Origin of the sequence: Insulibacter thermoxylanivorax (genome assembly GCF_015472005.1) — a bacterium.
GTDB lineage: Bacteria > Bacillota > Bacilli > Paenibacillales > DA-C8 > Insulibacter > Insulibacter thermoxylanivorax.
Window position 1 is genome coordinate 150636 of the sequence record NZ_BMAQ01000005.1, and the last position, 17648, is coordinate 168283.

14 protein-coding genes are annotated in these 17648 nt (G+C 56.2%); all 14 read left to right on the forward strand.

Features of this window, described 5'->3' with window-relative positions; genetic code table 11:
* Window positions 1–149 precede the first annotated feature (149 nt).
* The 14 genes from mraZ (at window position 150) to PRECH8_RS03795 (ending at window position 17490) form a co-directional block, all read left to right on the forward strand.
* Entirely contained in the window at window positions 150–587 is a 438-nt protein-coding gene (mraZ, locus tag PRECH8_RS03730) for a division/cell wall cluster transcriptional repressor MraZ (RefSeq protein WP_200965741.1), read from the forward strand.
* Window positions 588–599: 12 nt separating this feature from the next.
* The gene (gene rsmH, locus PRECH8_RS03735; RefSeq protein WP_200965742.1) at window positions 600–1538 is read left to right on the forward strand and encodes a 16S rRNA (cytosine(1402)-N(4))-methyltransferase RsmH; all 939 of its coding nucleotides are present in this window, start codon (window positions 600–602) and stop codon (window positions 1536–1538) included.
* 23 nt (window positions 1539–1561) lie between these two features.
* Window positions 1562–1975 (forward strand): septum formation initiator family protein, encoded by a 414-nt coding sequence (locus PRECH8_RS03740; protein WP_200965743.1) that lies wholly within the window; start codon window positions 1562–1564, stop codon window positions 1973–1975.
* Window positions 1976–1980: 5 nt separating this feature from the next.
* On the forward strand, window positions 1981–4197 hold the full coding sequence (locus PRECH8_RS03745) for a penicillin-binding protein (protein WP_200965744.1): 2217 nt from the start codon (window positions 1981–1983) through the stop codon (window positions 4195–4197).
* A 174-nt stretch (window positions 4198–4371) separates the two neighbouring features.
* A complete protein-coding gene (locus PRECH8_RS03750) occupies window positions 4372–6339 on the forward strand; it encodes a stage V sporulation protein D (RefSeq protein WP_200965745.1) in 1968 nt (655 codons plus the stop codon).
* 188 nt (window positions 6340–6527) lie between these two features.
* A complete protein-coding gene (locus tag PRECH8_RS03755; protein ID WP_200965746.1) occupies window positions 6528–8015 on the forward strand; it encodes a UDP-N-acetylmuramoyl-L-alanyl-D-glutamate--2,6-diaminopimelate ligase in 1488 nt (495 codons plus the stop codon).
* A complete protein-coding gene (locus PRECH8_RS03760; protein WP_200965747.1) occupies window positions 8012–9409 on the forward strand; it encodes a UDP-N-acetylmuramoyl-tripeptide--D-alanyl-D-alanine ligase in 1398 nt (465 codons plus the stop codon). The genes PRECH8_RS03755 and PRECH8_RS03760 overlap by 4 nt, the downstream gene beginning before the upstream one ends.
* Window positions 9410–9548: 139 nt before the next feature.
* A complete protein-coding gene (mraY, locus tag PRECH8_RS03765; RefSeq protein WP_242457421.1) occupies window positions 9549–10523 on the forward strand; it encodes a phospho-N-acetylmuramoyl-pentapeptide-transferase in 975 nt (324 codons plus the stop codon).
* A 3-nt stretch (window positions 10524–10526) separates the two neighbouring features.
* Window positions 10527–11918: a UDP-N-acetylmuramoyl-L-alanine--D-glutamate ligase gene (gene murD / locus PRECH8_RS03770; protein ID WP_200965748.1), complete on the forward strand. Its 1392-nt coding sequence runs from the start codon at window positions 10527–10529 to the stop codon at window positions 11916–11918.
* A 58-nt stretch (window positions 11919–11976) separates the two neighbouring features.
* Window positions 11977–13074, forward strand: a complete 1098-nt coding sequence (gene spoVE, locus PRECH8_RS03775; protein ID WP_200965749.1) for a stage V sporulation protein E — start codon at window positions 11977–11979, stop codon at window positions 13072–13074.
* A 7-nt stretch (window positions 13075–13081) separates the two neighbouring features.
* Window positions 13082–14206: an undecaprenyldiphospho-muramoylpentapeptide beta-N-acetylglucosaminyltransferase gene (murG, locus tag PRECH8_RS03780; protein ID WP_200965750.1), complete on the forward strand. Its 1125-nt coding sequence runs from the start codon at window positions 13082–13084 to the stop codon at window positions 14204–14206.
* 171 nt (window positions 14207–14377) lie between these two features.
* Window positions 14378–15283 (forward strand): UDP-N-acetylmuramate dehydrogenase, encoded by a 906-nt coding sequence (gene murB / locus PRECH8_RS03785; protein ID WP_200965751.1) that lies wholly within the window; start codon window positions 14378–14380, stop codon window positions 15281–15283.
* A 15-nt stretch (window positions 15284–15298) separates the two neighbouring features.
* Entirely contained in the window at window positions 15299–16582 is a 1284-nt protein-coding gene (gene murA / locus PRECH8_RS03790; RefSeq protein WP_200965752.1) for a UDP-N-acetylglucosamine 1-carboxyvinyltransferase, read from the forward strand.
* Window positions 16583–16641: 59 nt separating this feature from the next.
* Window positions 16642–17490: a cell division protein FtsQ/DivIB gene (locus PRECH8_RS03795; protein WP_207161766.1), complete on the forward strand. Its 849-nt coding sequence runs from the start codon at window positions 16642–16644 to the stop codon at window positions 17488–17490.
* Window positions 17491–17648 lie beyond the last annotated feature (158 nt).

Here is a 17648-nt window from a genome sequence, read left to right on the forward strand (position 1 = left end):
ACAGTTTCTTTCTTAATCAATCGCATAGGAATCCCCGTGAAAAAATCCTGCAGGACAGCAGGATTTTTTATTTTTTTGTCGAAAATGCTTGACAGTGGAGTAAAGTGGGGTAAAGTGGAGTAAAAGGGTGCCTAAGGGGGTGGACGAACATGTTCATGGGCGAATACCAGCATTCGCTGGATGAGAAAGGCCGCATCATCATACCGGCCAAGTTCCGTGAAGCCTTGGGCAGCAAGTTCGTCGTCACCCGCGGACTGGATAACTGCTTGTTCGTCTATCCCATGGAGGAGTGGGCGAACATGGAGAAGAAATTAAAGGCCCTACCCTTGATGAAAGCTGATGCCCGTGCTTTTACACGCTTCTTCCTCTCCGGAGCCGTTGAATGTGAGCTGGACAAGCAGGGAAGGATAACGCTGCCGAATGTCCTGCGCGAGCATGCACGGCTGGTCAAAGATGCCGTGATCATCGGTGTATCGAGCCGCGTGGAGATTTGGAGCAAGGAATCTTGGGAAGCCTATGCTGCACAGTCTGAAGCTTCATTCAACGAGATCGCTGAGAAGCTGGTTGATTTTGATCTGGACCTATGAGGAGGGTAAGCGTTGTTCCACCACGTTACCGTATTGAAAGAGGAAGCCGTCGAAGGACTGGCGATTAAGCCGGACGGCATCTATGTGGACTGCACATTGGGCGGAGCCGGCCACAGCAGCCTGATCGTTGAGAATCTGGACGAAACTGGGCGGTTAGTCGCCTTCGATCAGGACGAGACGGCGATTCGCCATGCGCAGGAAGTGCTGAAGCCTTATCAGCAGCAAGTGACTTTGGTGAACAGCAATTTTCGCTATATCGAAGAAGAGTTGACCCGTCTTGGAATCACGGGCGTCGACGGCGTATTGTTCGATCTTGGTGTGTCTTCCCCGCAGCTGGATGAAGCGGAGCGGGGATTCAGCTATAACAAGGATGCGGCGCTGGATATGCGAATGGACCGCTCTACGGATCTGACGGCAGAGATCATCGTCAATACCTGGGATGAGCAGGAACTGGCGCGGATCCTATGGGACTATGGTGAAGAGAAGTTTGCCCGCAGAATTGCCAAGCACATCGTACATATGAGGCAAAAAGCGCCGATTCGCACCACCCAGCAGCTGGCTGAGATCATCAAGGAAGCGATCCCGGCTGCGGCGCGGCGAAGCGGCGGGCATCCGGCGAAGCGCAGCTTTCAGGCGATCCGCATCGCTGTGAATGATGAGCTCGGCGCATTCGAAGATGCCCTGGAAGGAGCGCTGCGGATGCTGAATCCCGGCGGACGGATCTCGGTCATCACCTTCCACTCCTTGGAGGATCGAATATGCAAACAGTTTTTTGCGAAGCATGCGAAGCGCTGCGCCTGTCCGCCGGACTTTCCCATCTGCGTGTGCGGGAATCAAGGGGAGCTTCGCCTTGTCAATCGCAAACCCATCGTCCCGGGACCGGAGGAATTGAAGGTGAATCCGCGGGCGCGTTCGGCTAAGCTGCGAATCGCGGAGAAGATTAAGGAATAGTACGGAGACTGGAGGAATCGATGATGGTATCTTATGTGCATGGAAGCGCGGCGCTGGATGAGCGCAGCCGCCAGCAGCAAAGGGTCATCTACCGCGAGAAGAAGAAAAAAGTCTATAAACGCAGTGTCGTTACCCCGCAGGAGAAACTCCTGTGGATGTTCGGCGTCATCGTCTGCGTTGTCGTCGCAGGCACCATCCTGTTCCGCTATGCACAGATCTATGAGATCAATACCCGGATCCAGCAGATGGAACAGGAGATTCGCAGGATCGAGCTGGAGAACAGCACGCTTAAGCTGGAGGTAGCGAAGCTGCAAGATAATAAACGGCTGCTGGAGATCAGCAAGGAGCTTGGTTATGTACCGGCGGATTCGATCACCGAGATCTCCCTCTCTTCTGTGGAATCAGACGTCAGCATCGCGATGTCTGGGCAGGAGTGATCTACATGTCTCGCAAGATTAAGATTCGCTCGTTCATCATAGGGGGATTTTTCACCCTCTTTTTTGTTTTGATCGCTTTGCGTCTTTATTGGATCCAAGTTGTACAAGCCGATGAACTCGTCGCCAAGGCGGAACGCGCTTGGTCGACGGACATCGTGCTGCCTTCTACCCGCGGTGCCATCTATGACCGCGGCAACAGTGTTTTGGCTTGGAATGCGCCGGCTTATACGGTCGCGGTGAACCCGAAGCTCATCCATGAGCGGGGCAATGCGCGCGAGGTCGTGGACGGTCTGGCGCCTCTGCTGGGCATGGAAAGCGAGGGTCAGTACCGCAAACTTGAGCAGATGGTGACTAAGCGAAGGGAAGACGGCAGTTACTATCTGCACGTCGAGGTCCGCAATGAAGGCTGGAAGATCGACAGCGAGACGGCGGAGAAAATCGATCGCTTCCGCAAAGAAAACAAGATAGACGGCATATATCTGATCGAGGAACAGAAGCGTTACTACCCTTACGGCAAGCTGGCTTCTCATGTACTCGGTTATACGGATAAGGAGAACAAGGCGATCATGGGGATCGAGTATTCGCTCGACAGCCTGCTCAGCGGCAAGGATGGAAAGATTCACTATTCCAAGGACCGGCTCGGCTACGAGCTGCCCGAAGGCAAAGTTCATTATGAGCCGCCTGTGCACGGCAAATCCATCCGCCTGACATTGGATCAGCACATTCAGCACTATATGGAAGTCGCGCTGGAAGAGGTTTATCACCAATACCAGCCCGTCAGTGCCATGGCGATCGCTGCGGATCCGAAGACGATGGAGATCCTCGGCATGGTCAGCATGCCGAACTTCGATCCAAACGAGTATTGGAATCTGGAGTATCAGAGCAATTTCTATAACCATGCGATCTCCGCGGTATATGAACCCGGTTCCACCTTTAAGATCGTTACGCTGGCAGCGGCCGTGGAGGAAGGGGTTTTCAATCCTAACGAGTTCTACCAATCCGGGCGCATCCGCGTAGCCGACTCCTATATCAACGACCATAACGGCGGCCGCGGCTGGGGCGAGATCACCTTCCTGGAAGGGTTCTTAAGATCCAGCAATGTTGCCTTCGTCCTCTTGGGAGATCGCCTCGGCGGAGAGAAGCTTCGCGATTATATTGAGAAGTTTGGCTTCGGTCAGAAGACCGGCATTGAACTTGCCGGCGAGGCTAAGGGAGATGTCAATTTCAACTTGAACTATCCGACGGAGGTAGCGACTGTTACCTTCGGTCACGGCCGCCTCACGGTGACGGCTCTCCAGCAGCTGGCTGCAGTCAGTGCGATCGCCAATGACGGCAAGCTCATGCGGCCTTACTTGGTGAAAGAGATCATCGATTCGGAGACGGAGGAGGTCATCCAGACCTTCGAGCCGGAGGTCATCAGACAGGTCGTAAGCGAGAGGACTGCGAAGCAGGTAAGGGAATACCTGGAACTTGTCGTCTCCGATCAGAACATCGGTACGGGGCGCAGGGCATACATCGAAGGATACCGCGTTGCCGGCAAGACGGGGACAGCGCAGAAGGTCGTAAACGGCAAGTATGCCAATGACCGCTTTGTCGTCTCTTTCGTTGGTTTTGCTCCGGCGGATGATCCGCAGCTTGCCTTGATCGTCATCGTCGATGATCCGAAGATCGACAGCTATGTGCAAGGCGGTCAAGTCGTAGCGCCGGTATTCCGCGAGATCATGGAGAAGAGCCTGCGCTATCTCGGCGTAGAGTCTAAGAAGGACGACATCTCCGTGCATTCGGTACAAGTGAGCGGATCGCTGCCGCGCCTTAAGCTGCCGGAACTGGTCTCGCTTGATCCGCTGCGGGCTGCGGAGGTGCTCGAGATGCGGGGGATCAAATATGAGATCCTCGGCAGCGGGCATCGAGTGCTCGACCAATACCCGGCAGCCGATACGGAGATCAGCACGGAGCAGCGCGTGCTGCTGTTGACAGAAGAACCTTCCCCCGATGTTCTTCCGGATCTTCGCGGCTGGTCGCTGCGAGATGCGTTGGAAGTGAGCACATACCTGGGGATCGACGTGCGGGTAAGCGGTGAAGGGTATGTGACGAGTTACGAGTGGCGAAGCGAAGACAGCGGACGAGTGCTCCATCTCAACCTGGCGCCGCCCGTGTCCGTCGATTCGCCGAAGGATCAACAGGAAACAAGCATGGAGTCCGACGATGAAGAGGCGGCTTGATTCTAACCTCGTCCCAAACTGAATAGTCTGTACTAACGGGAGTTCAACATGGTTTCCCCTGCTTCCCGCCCGCCGATTGGCATGTTCTGCTGCGGACAGGGCGGTTGCAAGAGGCGGCGTTGGGGAAGTCTGTTGAACTTCGCATACAGACGAAGATCAGGGGTGAAGGATGGGATGAGAGTATCGAATGCAACCGTGCGTCGCCGCTTATTGGCTGCCGGTCTGATATGCGCGGTGATGTTCATCTGTTTGATCATCAGGCTGGCTTACGTGCAGCTTGTCATCGGACCTGTGATCGCGGCGAAAGCGGAGGATTCCTGGCGCCGCAACGTGCCGTTCACGGCGAAGCGCGGCGAGATCATCGACCGCAATGGCATTGCATTGGCCTATAACATAAGCACACCTACGGTTTGGGCGATTCCGGCGCAGATCCAAGATGCCGAAGGAACGGCACGGAAGCTGGCAGAAGTGCTCGGCATGACCGAGGAGCAGGTGTATCAGATCATCACGAAGCGCTCTTCGATCGAACGTTTGCAGCCGGGCGGCCGCAAGATCACCCTGGACAAAGCGAGGGAAGTTCAGCAGCTGGGTCTTGCGGGGATCATCGTCGGCGAGGATAACGATCGGTACTATCCCTTTGACAATCTGGCTTCCCATGTGCTCGGTTTTACAGGTATTGATAATCAAGGGTTGGCCGGCATCGAGTTAAAATATGACGAATACCTCTCCGGCATCCAAGGCAGCATTGCTTATCTGGCTGATGCGGCGGGCAGGCAGCTGCCGAACAGCTCGGAACAGTACATCCCGCCTAAAGACGGTCTGACCTTGCAGCTGACCTTGGATAAGCATATCCAGTCGTTCATGGAGCGGGAATTCGATCAGGCGATGCTGCAGCTTCAGCCGAAGAGCATCATCGGCATCGCTATGGACCCGAATACCGGGGAGATCCTGGCGATGGCTTCGCGGCCGGATTATGAACCGGCCAACTACCAGCAGTATCCTTCCGAAGTATATAATCGCAACTTGCCGATCTGGATGACCTATGAACCGGGTTCGACCTTCAAGATCATCACTTTGGCAGCAGCCCTGGAAGAGGGGAAAATTGACCTGCACCATGACACGTTCTTCGATCCGGGCTGGATTGAGGTTTCAGGTGCGCATCTGCGCTGTTGGAAGCGCGGCGGTCATGGCAGCCAGACCTTCTTGGAAGTTGTGCAGAACTCCTGCAACCCCGGTTTTGTCTTGCTGGGCCAGATGCTGGGCAAGGAGGTGCTGTTCGATTATATCAAGAAATTCGGTTTTGGTGCGAAGACGGGCATCGATATGCTCGGCGAAGAGAACGGGATCCTCTTCAATCTGGAGCGGGTGGGACCTGTGGAACTCGCCACAACTTCCTTCGGCCAGGGGGTATCGGTGACGCCGATTCAGCAGGTGGCTGCTGTGGCGGCAGCCGTGAACGGGGGCAAGCTTTACAAACCCTATGTAGCCAAAGCTTGGATCGATCCCAAGAGCGGCGAGGTCATCGAGGAGCGAAAGCCGGAACTCGCGCGGCAAGTGATCTCGGAGGAAACCTCGAAGCTGGTGCGGGAAGCGTTGGAGAGCGTTGTCGCCCGGGGTACCGGACGCAATGCATTCATCGACGGCTACCGCGTCGGCGGGAAGACCGGGACAGCTCAGAAGGTGATCGGCGGCGTCTATTCCAAGGATGAGCACATCGTCTCCTTCATCGCTGCAGCGCCGGCGGATGATCCGCAGGTGGTCATCTATGTCGCTGTGGACGATCCGCAGGGCATCCAGTTCGGGGGGCTGGTGGCGGCACCGATAGTTCGTAATATTATGGAGGATACTCTTGTATATTTAGGTATAGAGCCGCGTCAAGAACAGATCGACAAAGCATATCAATACCCGGACACGCCAATCGTCGAGGTGCCCAATCTCGTCGGACTAACCACGACCGAGATCTATGAGATGCTGCGCTCTGACTTACAGATCGTCACTTCCGGAAAGGGCCGTGTGATCGTTCATCAAGCACCGAAAGCAGGCACTCGAGTCGAACAGGGTTCCGTGATCCGCATCTATCTGTCGGATTCACCGCGGGATGAGGATCACAATCATCACGACCACCATCATGATCATCATTAGTCCGATCATCTTAACTTTCCTTTCATCATAGATCATAGTACCGATCTCTGACTCCACTTCCCGCTTGAAGCAGCAGCGCTGGCAGCAGGCATGACCCCGCCCGGAAGGCGTATACCATCAACCGCATGAAGGTTATGCTGTTAACACTCCCTGCATAGCACGATGCGGATTCAAGAGGAGTGGGGCGGATGCTGCTCAAGGACTTGATGAAGCTGCTGCTGATCTCATCGCTGCAAGGGGATGGGAACACGCCGATCAGCGGCGTGGCGATTGATTCGCGCAAGGTGCAGGAGGGAGATCTGTTCATCTGTCTGCGCGGCCATCAATACGATGGCCATGACTATGCAGAAGAAGCTGCGATGCGGGGCGCCAAGGCCCTGGTCGTCGAGCGGGATGTTGAGATACCGCTGCCGAAACTGCGGGTGAATGACACCCGGTATGCGATGGCTGTGATCGCCAATGCTTGGTATCGATACCCAAGCCATCAGATGAAGGTGATTGGTGTCACCGGCACCAACGGCAAGACGACAATTACTTATCTCATCGATCAGATCCTGCGAGATCAAGGGCTGAAGACCGGGCTGATGGGGACGATCCGCGTGAAGATCGGCGACCGCACCTTCGAGGCGAGCAATACCACGCTGGAGTCCTTGGAACTGCAGGCGAATCTGCGCAAGATGTGCGATGCCGGCGCCGAATACTGTGTCATGGAAGTCTCCAGCCATGCGCTCGAACAGGGCAGAGTCCGCGGCACGCGGTTTCGCACAGCGATCTTCACGAATCTGACCCAGGATCATCTCGACTATCACCGGACGATGGAGCAATATCGCCAAGCGAAGGGGCTTCTCTTCGCCCGCCTCGGCAACACCTTCAGCGACCAGGCAGATCAGATGCAGTATGCTGTGCTGAATGCCGACGATGAAGCGGCAGCGGAGTATGCCCGTCTCACCAACGCCCAGGTGATCACCTATGGGATCCATCAGCCGGCCGATGTCAGGGCCGGGAACATCCGCCTCACCCGTCAAGGGACGGAGCTTGTGCTGCACAGCTTCGCAGGAAGCGTGCCGCTCAAGCTGCAGATGTTCGGCATGTTCAGCGTGTACAACGCGCTGGCAGCAGCGGCGGCAGCCTTGGCGGAGGACATCCCGCTGCCTCAGATCAAGCAGAGTCTGGAGAAGATTCCCGGCGTCGAGGGACGATTCGAGGCGGTGGATGCGGGCCAGGATTACCTCGTCCTCGTCGATTATGCACATACGCCGGACAGTTTGGAGAACGTGCTGAAGACGATACGGAACTTCGCGGAGGGAAGGATCATCACCGTGTTCGGCTGCGGCGGCGACCGCGACCGCAGTAAACGGCCGCTGATGGGTGAGATCGCCGCCAAGTACAGCGACCTGGTCTATGTGACATCGGATAATCCGCGTACGGAAGATCCGGAGCGCATCGCTGGCGATATCGAACGGGGGATTCGCAGGCTGACAGGCAGCGCCGCCGGCTATGAGATCATCCTGGACCGCAGAGAAGCGATTATGCGAGCTGTTGCGCAAGCAGCCCCAAAAGATGTAGTATTGATTGCGGGCAAAGGTCACGAAACCTATCAGGAAATCCAAGGTGTGAAGCATCCCTTCGATGACCGTGAAGCCGCAAAGGAAGCGATAAGGAGCCGATCTTTATGATCAAACGAACGATTCACCAGTTAATGAAGATGATACGCTGTGAAGCTGCACCAGCAGATGCGGATCTCCAGTTCCACGGTGTATCGACTGATACGCGCACCCTGAGCCCCGGCAATCTATTCATTCCCTTGGCGGGCGAACGTTTCGATGGGCATGAATTCGCAGCGCAAGCGGCCGCACGCGGCGCTGCTGCCGTGCTGTGGCAGCAGGACCGTCCGGGTGCGCCGGAGGGGGTGCCCGTGATCCGGGTTCCTGACACGCTGGCAGCGCTGCAAGAGCTGGCCGCTGCCTACCGCAGGGAACTGCCGGTTCGCATCATCGGCATCACCGGGTCGAACGGCAAGACGACGACCAAGGATATGGTAGCCGCTTGTCTGATGACCACTTATAAGGTGCATAAGACGCAAGGCAACCTCAACAACCATATCGGGCTGCCGCTGACGATCCTGCAGATGGATGAAGATACGCAGATGGCCGTGCTGGAGATGGGGATGAGCGGCAGCGGAGAGATCGCGTTGCTGTCGAAGATCGCGCTTCCGGAGACGGCGATCATCACGAATATCGGGGAAGCGCATCTGCAGCAGCTCGGATCGCGCGAAGCGATCGCCCGCGCGAAGCTGGAGATCATCGAGGGGCTCAGGGAAGACGGTTTGCTCATCTACAACGGCGACGAACCGCTGCTCGCGGAAATGGTAGCGGGGCTGGAAGGGCGGCAAGCGATGCTGAGATTCCGCTTCGGTGCTCAGGATATGAATGATTACTATCCGCTGGCGCTCATCCACCATCAGGATTACATATCGTTCAAGTTGAACGTTCCGTTCTCGCCGACGTTCACCATCCCCCTGCCGGGGCGGCACAATGTGATGAATGCTCTGGCGGCGATCGCTGCGGCGAAGTTTATGGGTGTAGCGGAGGCGGATATCGTCCGCGGCTTGAGTGAACTTCGCGTAAGCGGCATGCGCAGCGAGGTGCTGCGATCGAGACACGGCGCCACGCTGATCAATGATGCGTACAATGCGAATCCGACGGCCATGCGGGCAGCGATTCAGATGCTTGAGGATTATCATACGAAAGGCAGGAAAATCGCCGTGCTCGGCGATATGCTGGAACTGGGTGAACGCGAAGCCGAGTATCATCGGGCGATCGGCGCTGAACTCGATCCGGACAAGATCGATTATGTATGGACATACGGTCCCCTCGCAGCAGAGTTAGCTGAAGAGGCGATGGATCGCTTTCCTGCGGGACGGGTTAAGGCATTCTTGGACAAGGAGACGCTGTCCGGCGAGCTGGATGCCCTCTTATCGGAGCAGGATATCTGTCTGTTCAAGGCCTCCCGCGGCATGCGTCTGGAAGAGGTCATCCGCCGCTTATGCGATGGCGGTGACGCGGAGTGAATGAAGAGCGCTGTCCTGTTTGCCATGCCGGATCAGACCCGTATGCAACAGGAAATCGAAGGTTTAGGAATCTGCACTTTTGCGGATGATCATACTTAATGGCTGAAAGTTATTTTTGCGTAATGGGGTGGCAAGGGTTGTGGAATTAAATGCAATTTTATTTACGATGGGGGCGGCTTTTGTCCTCAGCATCCTATTGGGACCGTTATTCATCCCGATCCTTCGCCGGCTGAAGTTCGGGCAGCAGATCCGCACTGAAGGACCGGAAGCTCATCTGAAGAAAGCAGGCACGCCAACCATGGGCGGCACGATCATCCTGCTGGCTCTCCTCCTGGCGGTTCTGTTTTTCTCCCGTTTCAGCGGAGAGATCGATTACAAATTCTACGTTCTCTTAACGGCAACGATGGGCTACGGCTTGGTAGGATTTCTTGATGATTATATCAAGATCGTCTTCAAGCGCTCCCTGGGCCTTACGGCGACGCAGAAACTGCTTGGACAATTGATCGTCTCGCTCATCGTCTGTATCCTCCTTGCCACAAACGGTCACAGCACCGATGTGAGCATCCCTCTGACGGGCATCTATCTCCCATTGGGTTGGTTCTATTATCCCTTCATCATCCTGCTGATGATGGGAATGAGCAATGCCGTGAACTTCACCGACGGGCTGGACGGACTGCTCTCCGGTACGAGTGCGATCGCCTTCGGAGCGTTAACGGTGCTGGCCATGATGTACAGCCAGCCGGAAGTGGCCGTGTTCGCTGCGGCGATGATCGGCGCTGTGCTCGGTTTCCTGGTCTACAACGCTCATCCTGCCAAGATCTTCATGGGCGATACCGGCTCTTTGGCGATCGGCGGAGCGATCACCGGAGTGGCCGTGCTTCTTAAGGAAGAACTGCTGCTTCTCATCATCGGCGGCGTCTTCGTCATCGAGATCCTGTCGGTGATCATCCAGGTGATCTCCTTCAAGACGACGGGCCGCCGCGTCTTCAAGATGAGTCCGATCCATCATCACTTCGAACTGATCGGATGGTCGGAGTGGAAGGTCGTCATCGTCTTCTGGCTGGCCGGTCTGTTGTTCGCCGCATTGGGATTACTGATCAACAAGGGGTTATAGCATATGAAGCATCCAAGAGAATACCGGGGACATGAGGTCGTCATCATAGGGCTGGCCAGAAGCGGCGTGGCGGTTGCCAAGCTGCTGCACGGCGCGGGTGCAAAAGTCACGGTGAACGACCGCAAGGAGCGAACCGAGTGTCCGGAAGCGAAGGAGCTGGAGGCACTCGGCCTTCGTGTGATCTGCGGGCATCATCCAACAGACCTCATCCATGACGGGGTGAAGCTGGTGATCAAGAATCCCGGCATCCCCTATCACATCCCGCCGCTGCAAGAAGCGGAGAAACGGGGCATCGAGATCGTCACGGAAGTGGAGGTCGCCGGGCATCTGCTCGAAGTGCCGATCATCGGCATCACCGGCTCGAACGGCAAGACAACGACCACCACTCTCATCTATGAGATCCTCGCTGCTTCCGGATTGAAACCGACAACGGCAGGGAATATCGGGCGAGCGATGTGCGAACTGCTCATGGAGACAGAGGAGGACTACAGCTGGGTGGTAGCGGAGCTGAGCAGCTTTCAGTTGAAAGGCACCTTCAGTTTTCGGCCGAAGATCGCCTGTCTGCTTAACTTCTCCGAAACGCATCTGGACTATCACGGCACGATGGAAGACTATTGGACTTCGAAGAAGAAGCTGTTTGCGAATCAGGAATCGTCCGACTACGCAGTGTTGAATTACGATGACCCTGCTTGCCGCGCGCTCGCAGAGGAGATCGCCGCGGAGACGGTTTTCTTCTCTCTGATCCAAGAGCTGGATTACGGCGTCTATGTCAAGGACGGCATGATCGTATACCGTGATCAAGAGGGAGCGAGCGAGGTGATCATGCCGCTTGGCGAGCTCGGTCTTCCCGGCAGCTTTAATGCGGAGAATGCTTTGGCTGCCGCGGCGGCAGCGATTCTGGCAGGTGCGCCCGCGGAGAAGATCGCGGATACGCTGCGCACCTTCCGCGGCGTGCCTCACCGGCTGGAATTCGTAGCCGAGCAGGGCGGTGTGAAATACTATAACAACTCCAAAGCAACCAATGCTTCTGCGGCTAAGAAGGCGCTGGAGGCCTTCGCCGAGCCGGTGGTGCTCATCGCCGGTGGTCTCGACCGCGGTTCGGACTATATGGAACTCGTGCCGATCTTCCGCGAACGCGTGAAAGCACTTGTGCTGCTCGGCCAGACGAAGGAGAAGCTGAAACGAGTCGGCGAGCAAGCGGGGATCCCGGCGATCCGGCTGATCGAGCAGGGGGGGAAGGAGGAGCAGATCCGCAAGGCCGTAGAGGCTGCGGCTGCCCTTGCGCAGCCGGGCGATGTTGTCATGCTGAACCCGGCATGCGCCAGCTGGGATATGTTCGCATCCTTCGAAGAAAGGGGACGCATGTTTAAAGAGTCGGTGCATAACCTAAGATAGGGGCTTGTTCGCCTCTTCCGCGGGCAAGTCCCAAATCTCTAGAAGAGGTGTTGCATCGATGGCTAAAGTTCGGACCGCCCCTGATATTACGATCGCGGCGAGCACGATGTTCCTCCTGGCGATTGGAGTGATCATGGTGTACAGTGCCAGCGCCGTGCTCGCATTCCATGAGTTCGGCGATTCTTTTTATTATTTTAAGCGGCAGCTGATCTTCGCTGTGCTCGGCATCCTGGCCATGTTCACCATGATGAATCTCGACTATCTGATCCTGAAAAGATACGCGAAGCCGATCCTTATCTTCTGTTTCATCATGCTGGTGATCGTACTCATCCCCGGCATCGGGGTCGTTCGCGGCGGCGCGCGAAGCTGGCTGGGGATCGGCTCCTTCGGCATTCAGCCGTCGGAGTTCATGAAACTGGGGATGATCATCTTCCTGGCCAAATATCTGGAGGCTAACCAAAGCAAGATCATGAATTTCTTCAGCGGACTCATGCCGCCGCTGATGCTTGTCGGAATCGCTTTCGGCCTCATCATGCTGCAGCCGGATCTCGGCACGGGCGCTGTACTCGTTGGCGCCTCGCTCATGATCATCTTCGTCGCGGGCGCCCGTATCAGCCATCTGCTCCTGCTGGCAGCCGCGGGTGCGGCTGGATTTGCCGGTCTGATCCTGGCGGCGCCTTATCGCTTGCAGCGGATCACGGCCTTCCTCGACCCATGGCAGGATCCCCTGGGCGCCGGATATCAAGCGATCCAGTCCCTTTATGCCATTGGTCCCGGAGGCTTGGCCGGCCTTGGTCTTGGCATGAGCCGGCAGAAGTACAACTACCTGCCGGAACCGCAGAATGATTTTATCTTCTCGATTATTGCTGAAGAGCTGGGGTTCATCGGCGGCACTTTCGTCATCCTCTTATTCCTGCTGCTCGTATGGCGGGGCATGCGCACGGCGATTACAGCGCCGGATACCTTCGGCAGCCTGCTTGCCGTCGGCATCGTCGGCATGTTCGCCGTCCAGGTCATCATTAACATCGGCGTGGTGATCGGCATGTTCCCCGTAACCGGCATTACGCTGCCGCTCATCAGCGCCGGCGGCTCATCGCTCACGTTGATGCTCACGGCAGTAGGCATCTTATTGAATATATCCCGATACTCGAGGTGAGGAGAACATGCGCGTAGTATTAACCGGGGGCGGCACGGGCGGCCATATCTATCCGGCGCTTGCCATCGCTCGTCAGGTGACGGATGCGGAACCAGGCAGCGAGCTGCTCTATATCGGCAGCAACCGGGGGCTGGAACGGGAGCTGGCAGCGAAGGAACAGATTCCCTTCGAAGCGATTGAGATCAGCGGTTTCCGCCGCAGTCTATCGTGGGAGAACGTCAGGACGATCCTGCGTTTCGTACGGGGCGTGAGGCGTTCCAAACAGCTGCTGCGTCGGTTTCAGCCCGATATCGTCGTCGGCACGGGAGGGTACGTATGCGGACCCGTTGTCTATGCGGCCGTCAAGCTGGGCATCCCGACGGTGCTGCATGAGCAGAACGTGATCCCCGGGCTGACCAATGCCTTCCTCAGCCGTTATGCGGACCTTGTGGCCGTGAGTTTTCCGGAATCTAGCAATAACTTTCCCCGTGCCAAACGCGTCTTATATACGGGGAATCCCCGTGCTTCGCAAGTCGTTCATGCAGATGGTGCAAGGGGACTGGAGTCCCTTGGCATGCGGCTTGCTGCAGATGAGAAGCTGGTGATTGTCATGGGCGGCAGCCGCGGTGCGAAGGCGATCAATGACAGCATGATCGAGATGGCGCCGCTCATCGCCGCTCAACCCAGCGGTTTAAAATTTGTGTTCATCACAGGTCAACCCTATTTCGAATCGACCATGTCGAAGATCCGGGAACAACTGGATGCCTGGCCGGAAGCACTGAAGGTTGTCCCGTATGTACATAATATGCCGGAAGTGCTGGCAGCCGCATCCCTCATCGTCAGCCGTTCCGGCGCTTCATCGCTGGCAGAGATCACGGCTTTGGGGCTGCCATCCATTCTGATTCCCTCTCCGAATGTTACGAACAACCATCAAGAGGCCAATGCCCGCTGGCTGGAACGGGAAGGTGCTGCGAAGGTCATCCTGGAGCGCGATCTGGACGGCAGGACCTTATATGATGCCGTTTGCCGCATCGCTGATGATGCCATCCGCTTCGAACATATGTCCCGCATGTCCAAGAAGCTTGGCAAACCGGATGCGGCCGAAGCAATCTATGAAGCGATGTGCGGCCTTATCCGCGGCCAGAACTTCTAAGACAAGCAGCATGGATCCGTGCAGATGGGCGATTGTCACACTCCTCGGCACACATACATAAACTATCGTAACACGTGACAACATCACGGGCTCATATACCGAGCCGCCTCTGGCATGGAGCTGAAGCTGCCGGGCAGCTGCCCAATCATTCGACCAAAAGGAGGTCCTCCGATGCACAATGTCATATCCGAATTACAAGCAGCCGGTGTGGGAGAAGTGCGCATCGATGAACCCATGAGCAGACATACGACCTGGAGAATCGGCGGTCCCGCTGATTGTCTGTATATCCCCGAGACGAAGGAACAACTGCTTGAAGCGATGAAGATCCTGCGCCGTCATGAGGTGCCTTGGACCGTCTTCGGCAAAGGTTCCAACACCCTGGTCACAGACAAAGGCATACGGGGAGTCGTCATCAAATTAGGGGACGGATTCGATACGGCGGTGTTCGATGGTGAGGTTGTGCGCGCGGGAGGGGCTTATTCCTTCGTAAGGCTGTCCATCCTGGCTGCGAAGCAGGGGTTGACGGGACTGGAATTCGCCGGCGGCATTCCGGGTACGGTGGGCGGTGCTGTGTATATGAATGCAGGAGCACATGGCTCGGATGTGTCACGCATTCTAATCGAAGCTGAAGTTGTCTTGGAAACCGGTGAGTTAGCGGTATTGTCAAGAGAGGACATGGATTTTGCTTACCGCCATTCCCTCCTGCAGAGAAGAAAAGGCATCGTCGTATCCGCTGCTTTCCAGCTCGCTTACGGCGACCGGAAGGAAATCGCTGCGGCGATGGCTTCCTACAAGGAACGGCGTACGAAGACGCAGCCGCTTACGAAACGATGCGCAGGCAGTGTGTTCCGCAATCCTCCGAACGACTACGCAGCGCGTCTCATCGAAGCGTGCGGGTTAAAGGGAACGCGGATCGGCGGCGCAGAAGTGTCCGATCTGCACGCTAATTTCATCGTGAATACCGGCAACGCTACAGCAGAAGACGTCCTCACCCTGATAGAATACATCCAGGTAAAGGTGCATGAACAGCATGGCATTCGCCTCGTCCCGGAAGTTCTGGTGGTGGGTGAGCGGTAAATCGGAGGTGGGACATTGGAGAAATTGGTCATCGAAGGCGGCAGGCCGCTTCAGGGAACCATCGAAGTTCACGGTTCGAAGAATGCAGCTTTGCCGATTCTGGCTGCCAGTATCTTGGCAGAAGGCACGCACATGATCAACAACGTTCCGAATCTGCTGGACATCCATGTCATGTTGAGCATCTTGTCAGCACTTGGCTGTCGCACGGAGATGAGGGAAGAGCGGGTGATCATCGACACTTCGACCGTCACTACGTCACAGATTCCAGAAGATCTGATGGGACAGATGCGTTCTTCGATATTTCTGATGGGGCCGCTCTTAGCCCGATTCGGACGAGTGACGGTCACGCAGCCCGGGGGATGCGCGATCGGTGAACGCAAGATCGATCTTCACCTGCGCGGCTTAGAAGCCTTGGGGGCAAACATTCAGATTCAAGGGGGCACGATTCACTGCACCGCCGACCGCCTCGTCGGCACCGAGATCTTCTTGGATCTGCCGAGCGTTGGGGCAACGGAGAACATCCTCATGGCTGCCGTTCGCGCTGAGGGCAAGACGGTCATCTACAACGCCGCTCGTGAGCCGGAGATTGAAGACCTGCAGAACTATCTGAACCGCATGGGAGCGCGGGTCAGCGGAGCCGGCACCAGCACGATCACAGTGGAAGGCGTGGAGCATCTGACGCCGTGTCAGTACACGGTCATCCCTGACCGCATCGTCTCAGGGACGATGATGGTGGCAGCGGCGGCTACAAGAGGGGACGTGGTGCTGGAAGGAGTGAATCCTGAGCATCTTACTACTATCACGCACGTGCTGCGCCGCGCAGGTGTTCACATCGAGGTCGGCGATGATATAATGAAAATATCATGCCCGACGCGAACGCGGGCTGTCGAACGGATCGTCACCCAGCCGTATCCCGCATTTCCTACGGATATGCAGCCGCAGATGATGGTCTTATTCTCCTTATCCTATGGTACGAGTATCATCAAGGAGACGATCTTCGAAGGGCGATTCAAACACGTCGACGAGCTGAACCGCATGGGAGCGGATATCCGCGTTGATTCTCATTCCGCCTTTGTCCGCGGTGTTCCCAGATTATATGGCGCAACCGTCGAGGCAACGGATCTCCGCGCCGGTGCGGCCCTCGTGATCGCAGGCCTTGCGGCAAGCGGCACGACGATCGTCGAACAGGTCCACCATATCGACCGCGGTTATGAACGAATCGAAGACATGTTCGCGCGTCTCGGAGCTAGAATTGAACGCTACACGAGTTCGCCGGCTGCTAAGCGGGTCAGCGGATAAGCATCATATTGTCAGCAAGCCGCTTGTCGGTTCCTGCTCAGCAGGGACCGACAGCCGGCATGGTTATCGAGCTTTCTCAAGCGATGGTGGTGATGGACAAGATGGCTGCAAGCCAGAACATCCCGGCGATGCGGAAAGTGCAGGCGAAGACGAAGAGCCGGAGCAGCCGCAGGCTGATTTTTTTGCTTATTCTATTCTTTATAACTATACTCTTGCTGTTGTTCTTTCATTCCTCTTACAGCCGAATTACTTCCATAGAGATCCTCGGCCAGATCTATGTGAGCGAGGAGAGCATCAAGGAAGCCAGCGGCATCGAGTTGAACGATCACTTCTTCCTCGTTTCGCCGGAGAAGATCGAGGAGCGCATCGAGGCGATCGAGATCATCAAGGATGCGGTCGTCACGAAGCAGTTCCCCGGGCGAGTGTTCATCGACATCGAAGAATATCCTGAAGTCGCTTATGAGATCACGCCGGAAGGCCGACCGGAGGCCATCCTCGCCAATGGTTCAGCGGTGATCCTCACGGATCAGTCCGTCATCATCGACAAGCCGATCCTCTCAGGATGGGTAGATCAAGAGATGAAGCGCCGCTTGACGGAAACGCTGGCGAACATACCGGACAGCTTACTAGCCGATATATCGGAGATCAAACCGAATCCATCCCGCTCCTATCCCGATAAGATCATGATGTACACCCGCTCTTTCTTCCAGATCGAGACGACGATCGAGAAACTGCCGGAGAAGATCAAAGTATACAGACCGATCATCGAAGATCAGTTGGAACAGAACGTAAACGGCGGGATGATCAGCCTGCTCGAGATCGACCGCTTCATCCCCTACCCGGAACCCGAGGAGACAAAAGCGGATTCCGGCGAAGGAGCCGAAGCACAGGCGGAGCAGCGGGATTAATCCAGCAGATGATGAAAGAAGCGCGTTCGAATTACATCTCTGGTAAAGAATAGTTTCAATAACACCATTCGCATGTCACAAAACGACGAAAACCGACATGATCCTTAAAATGTGACTACTCAATATCATTGAATAATGATATTATTGAGATTATGGTA

What these genes read in the sequence shown, in the direction of transcription:
- mraZ (WP_200965741.1), top strand. Translation starts at nt 150, where the DNA reads ATGTTCATGGGCGAATACCAGCATTCGCTGGATGAGAAAGGCCGCATC.
- PRECH8_RS03740 (WP_200965743.1), top strand. Translation starts at nt 1,562, where the DNA reads ATGGTATCTTATGTGCATGGAAGCGCGGCGCTGGATGAGCGCAGCCGC.
- PRECH8_RS03745 (WP_200965744.1), top strand. Translation starts at nt 1,981, where the DNA reads ATGTCTCGCAAGATTAAGATTCGCTCGTTCATCATAGGGGGATTTTTC.
- PRECH8_RS03750 (WP_200965745.1), top strand. Translation starts at nt 4,372, where the DNA reads ATGAGAGTATCGAATGCAACCGTGCGTCGCCGCTTATTGGCTGCCGGT.
- PRECH8_RS03755 (WP_200965746.1), top strand. Translation starts at nt 6,528, where the DNA reads ATGCTGCTCAAGGACTTGATGAAGCTGCTGCTGATCTCATCGCTGCAA.
- PRECH8_RS03760 (WP_200965747.1), top strand. Translation starts at nt 8,012, where the DNA reads ATGATCAAACGAACGATTCACCAGTTAATGAAGATGATACGCTGTGAA.
- murD (WP_200965748.1), top strand. Translation starts at nt 10,527, where the DNA reads ATGAAGCATCCAAGAGAATACCGGGGACATGAGGTCGTCATCATAGGG.
- spoVE (WP_200965749.1), top strand. Translation starts at nt 11,977, where the DNA reads ATGGCTAAAGTTCGGACCGCCCCTGATATTACGATCGCGGCGAGCACG.
- murG (WP_200965750.1), top strand. Translation starts at nt 13,082, where the DNA reads ATGCGCGTAGTATTAACCGGGGGCGGCACGGGCGGCCATATCTATCCG.
- murB (WP_200965751.1), top strand. Translation starts at nt 14,378, where the DNA reads ATGCACAATGTCATATCCGAATTACAAGCAGCCGGTGTGGGAGAAGTG.
- PRECH8_RS03795 (WP_207161766.1), top strand. Translation starts at nt 16,642, where the DNA reads ATGGTTATCGAGCTTTCTCAAGCGATGGTGGTGATGGACAAGATGGCT.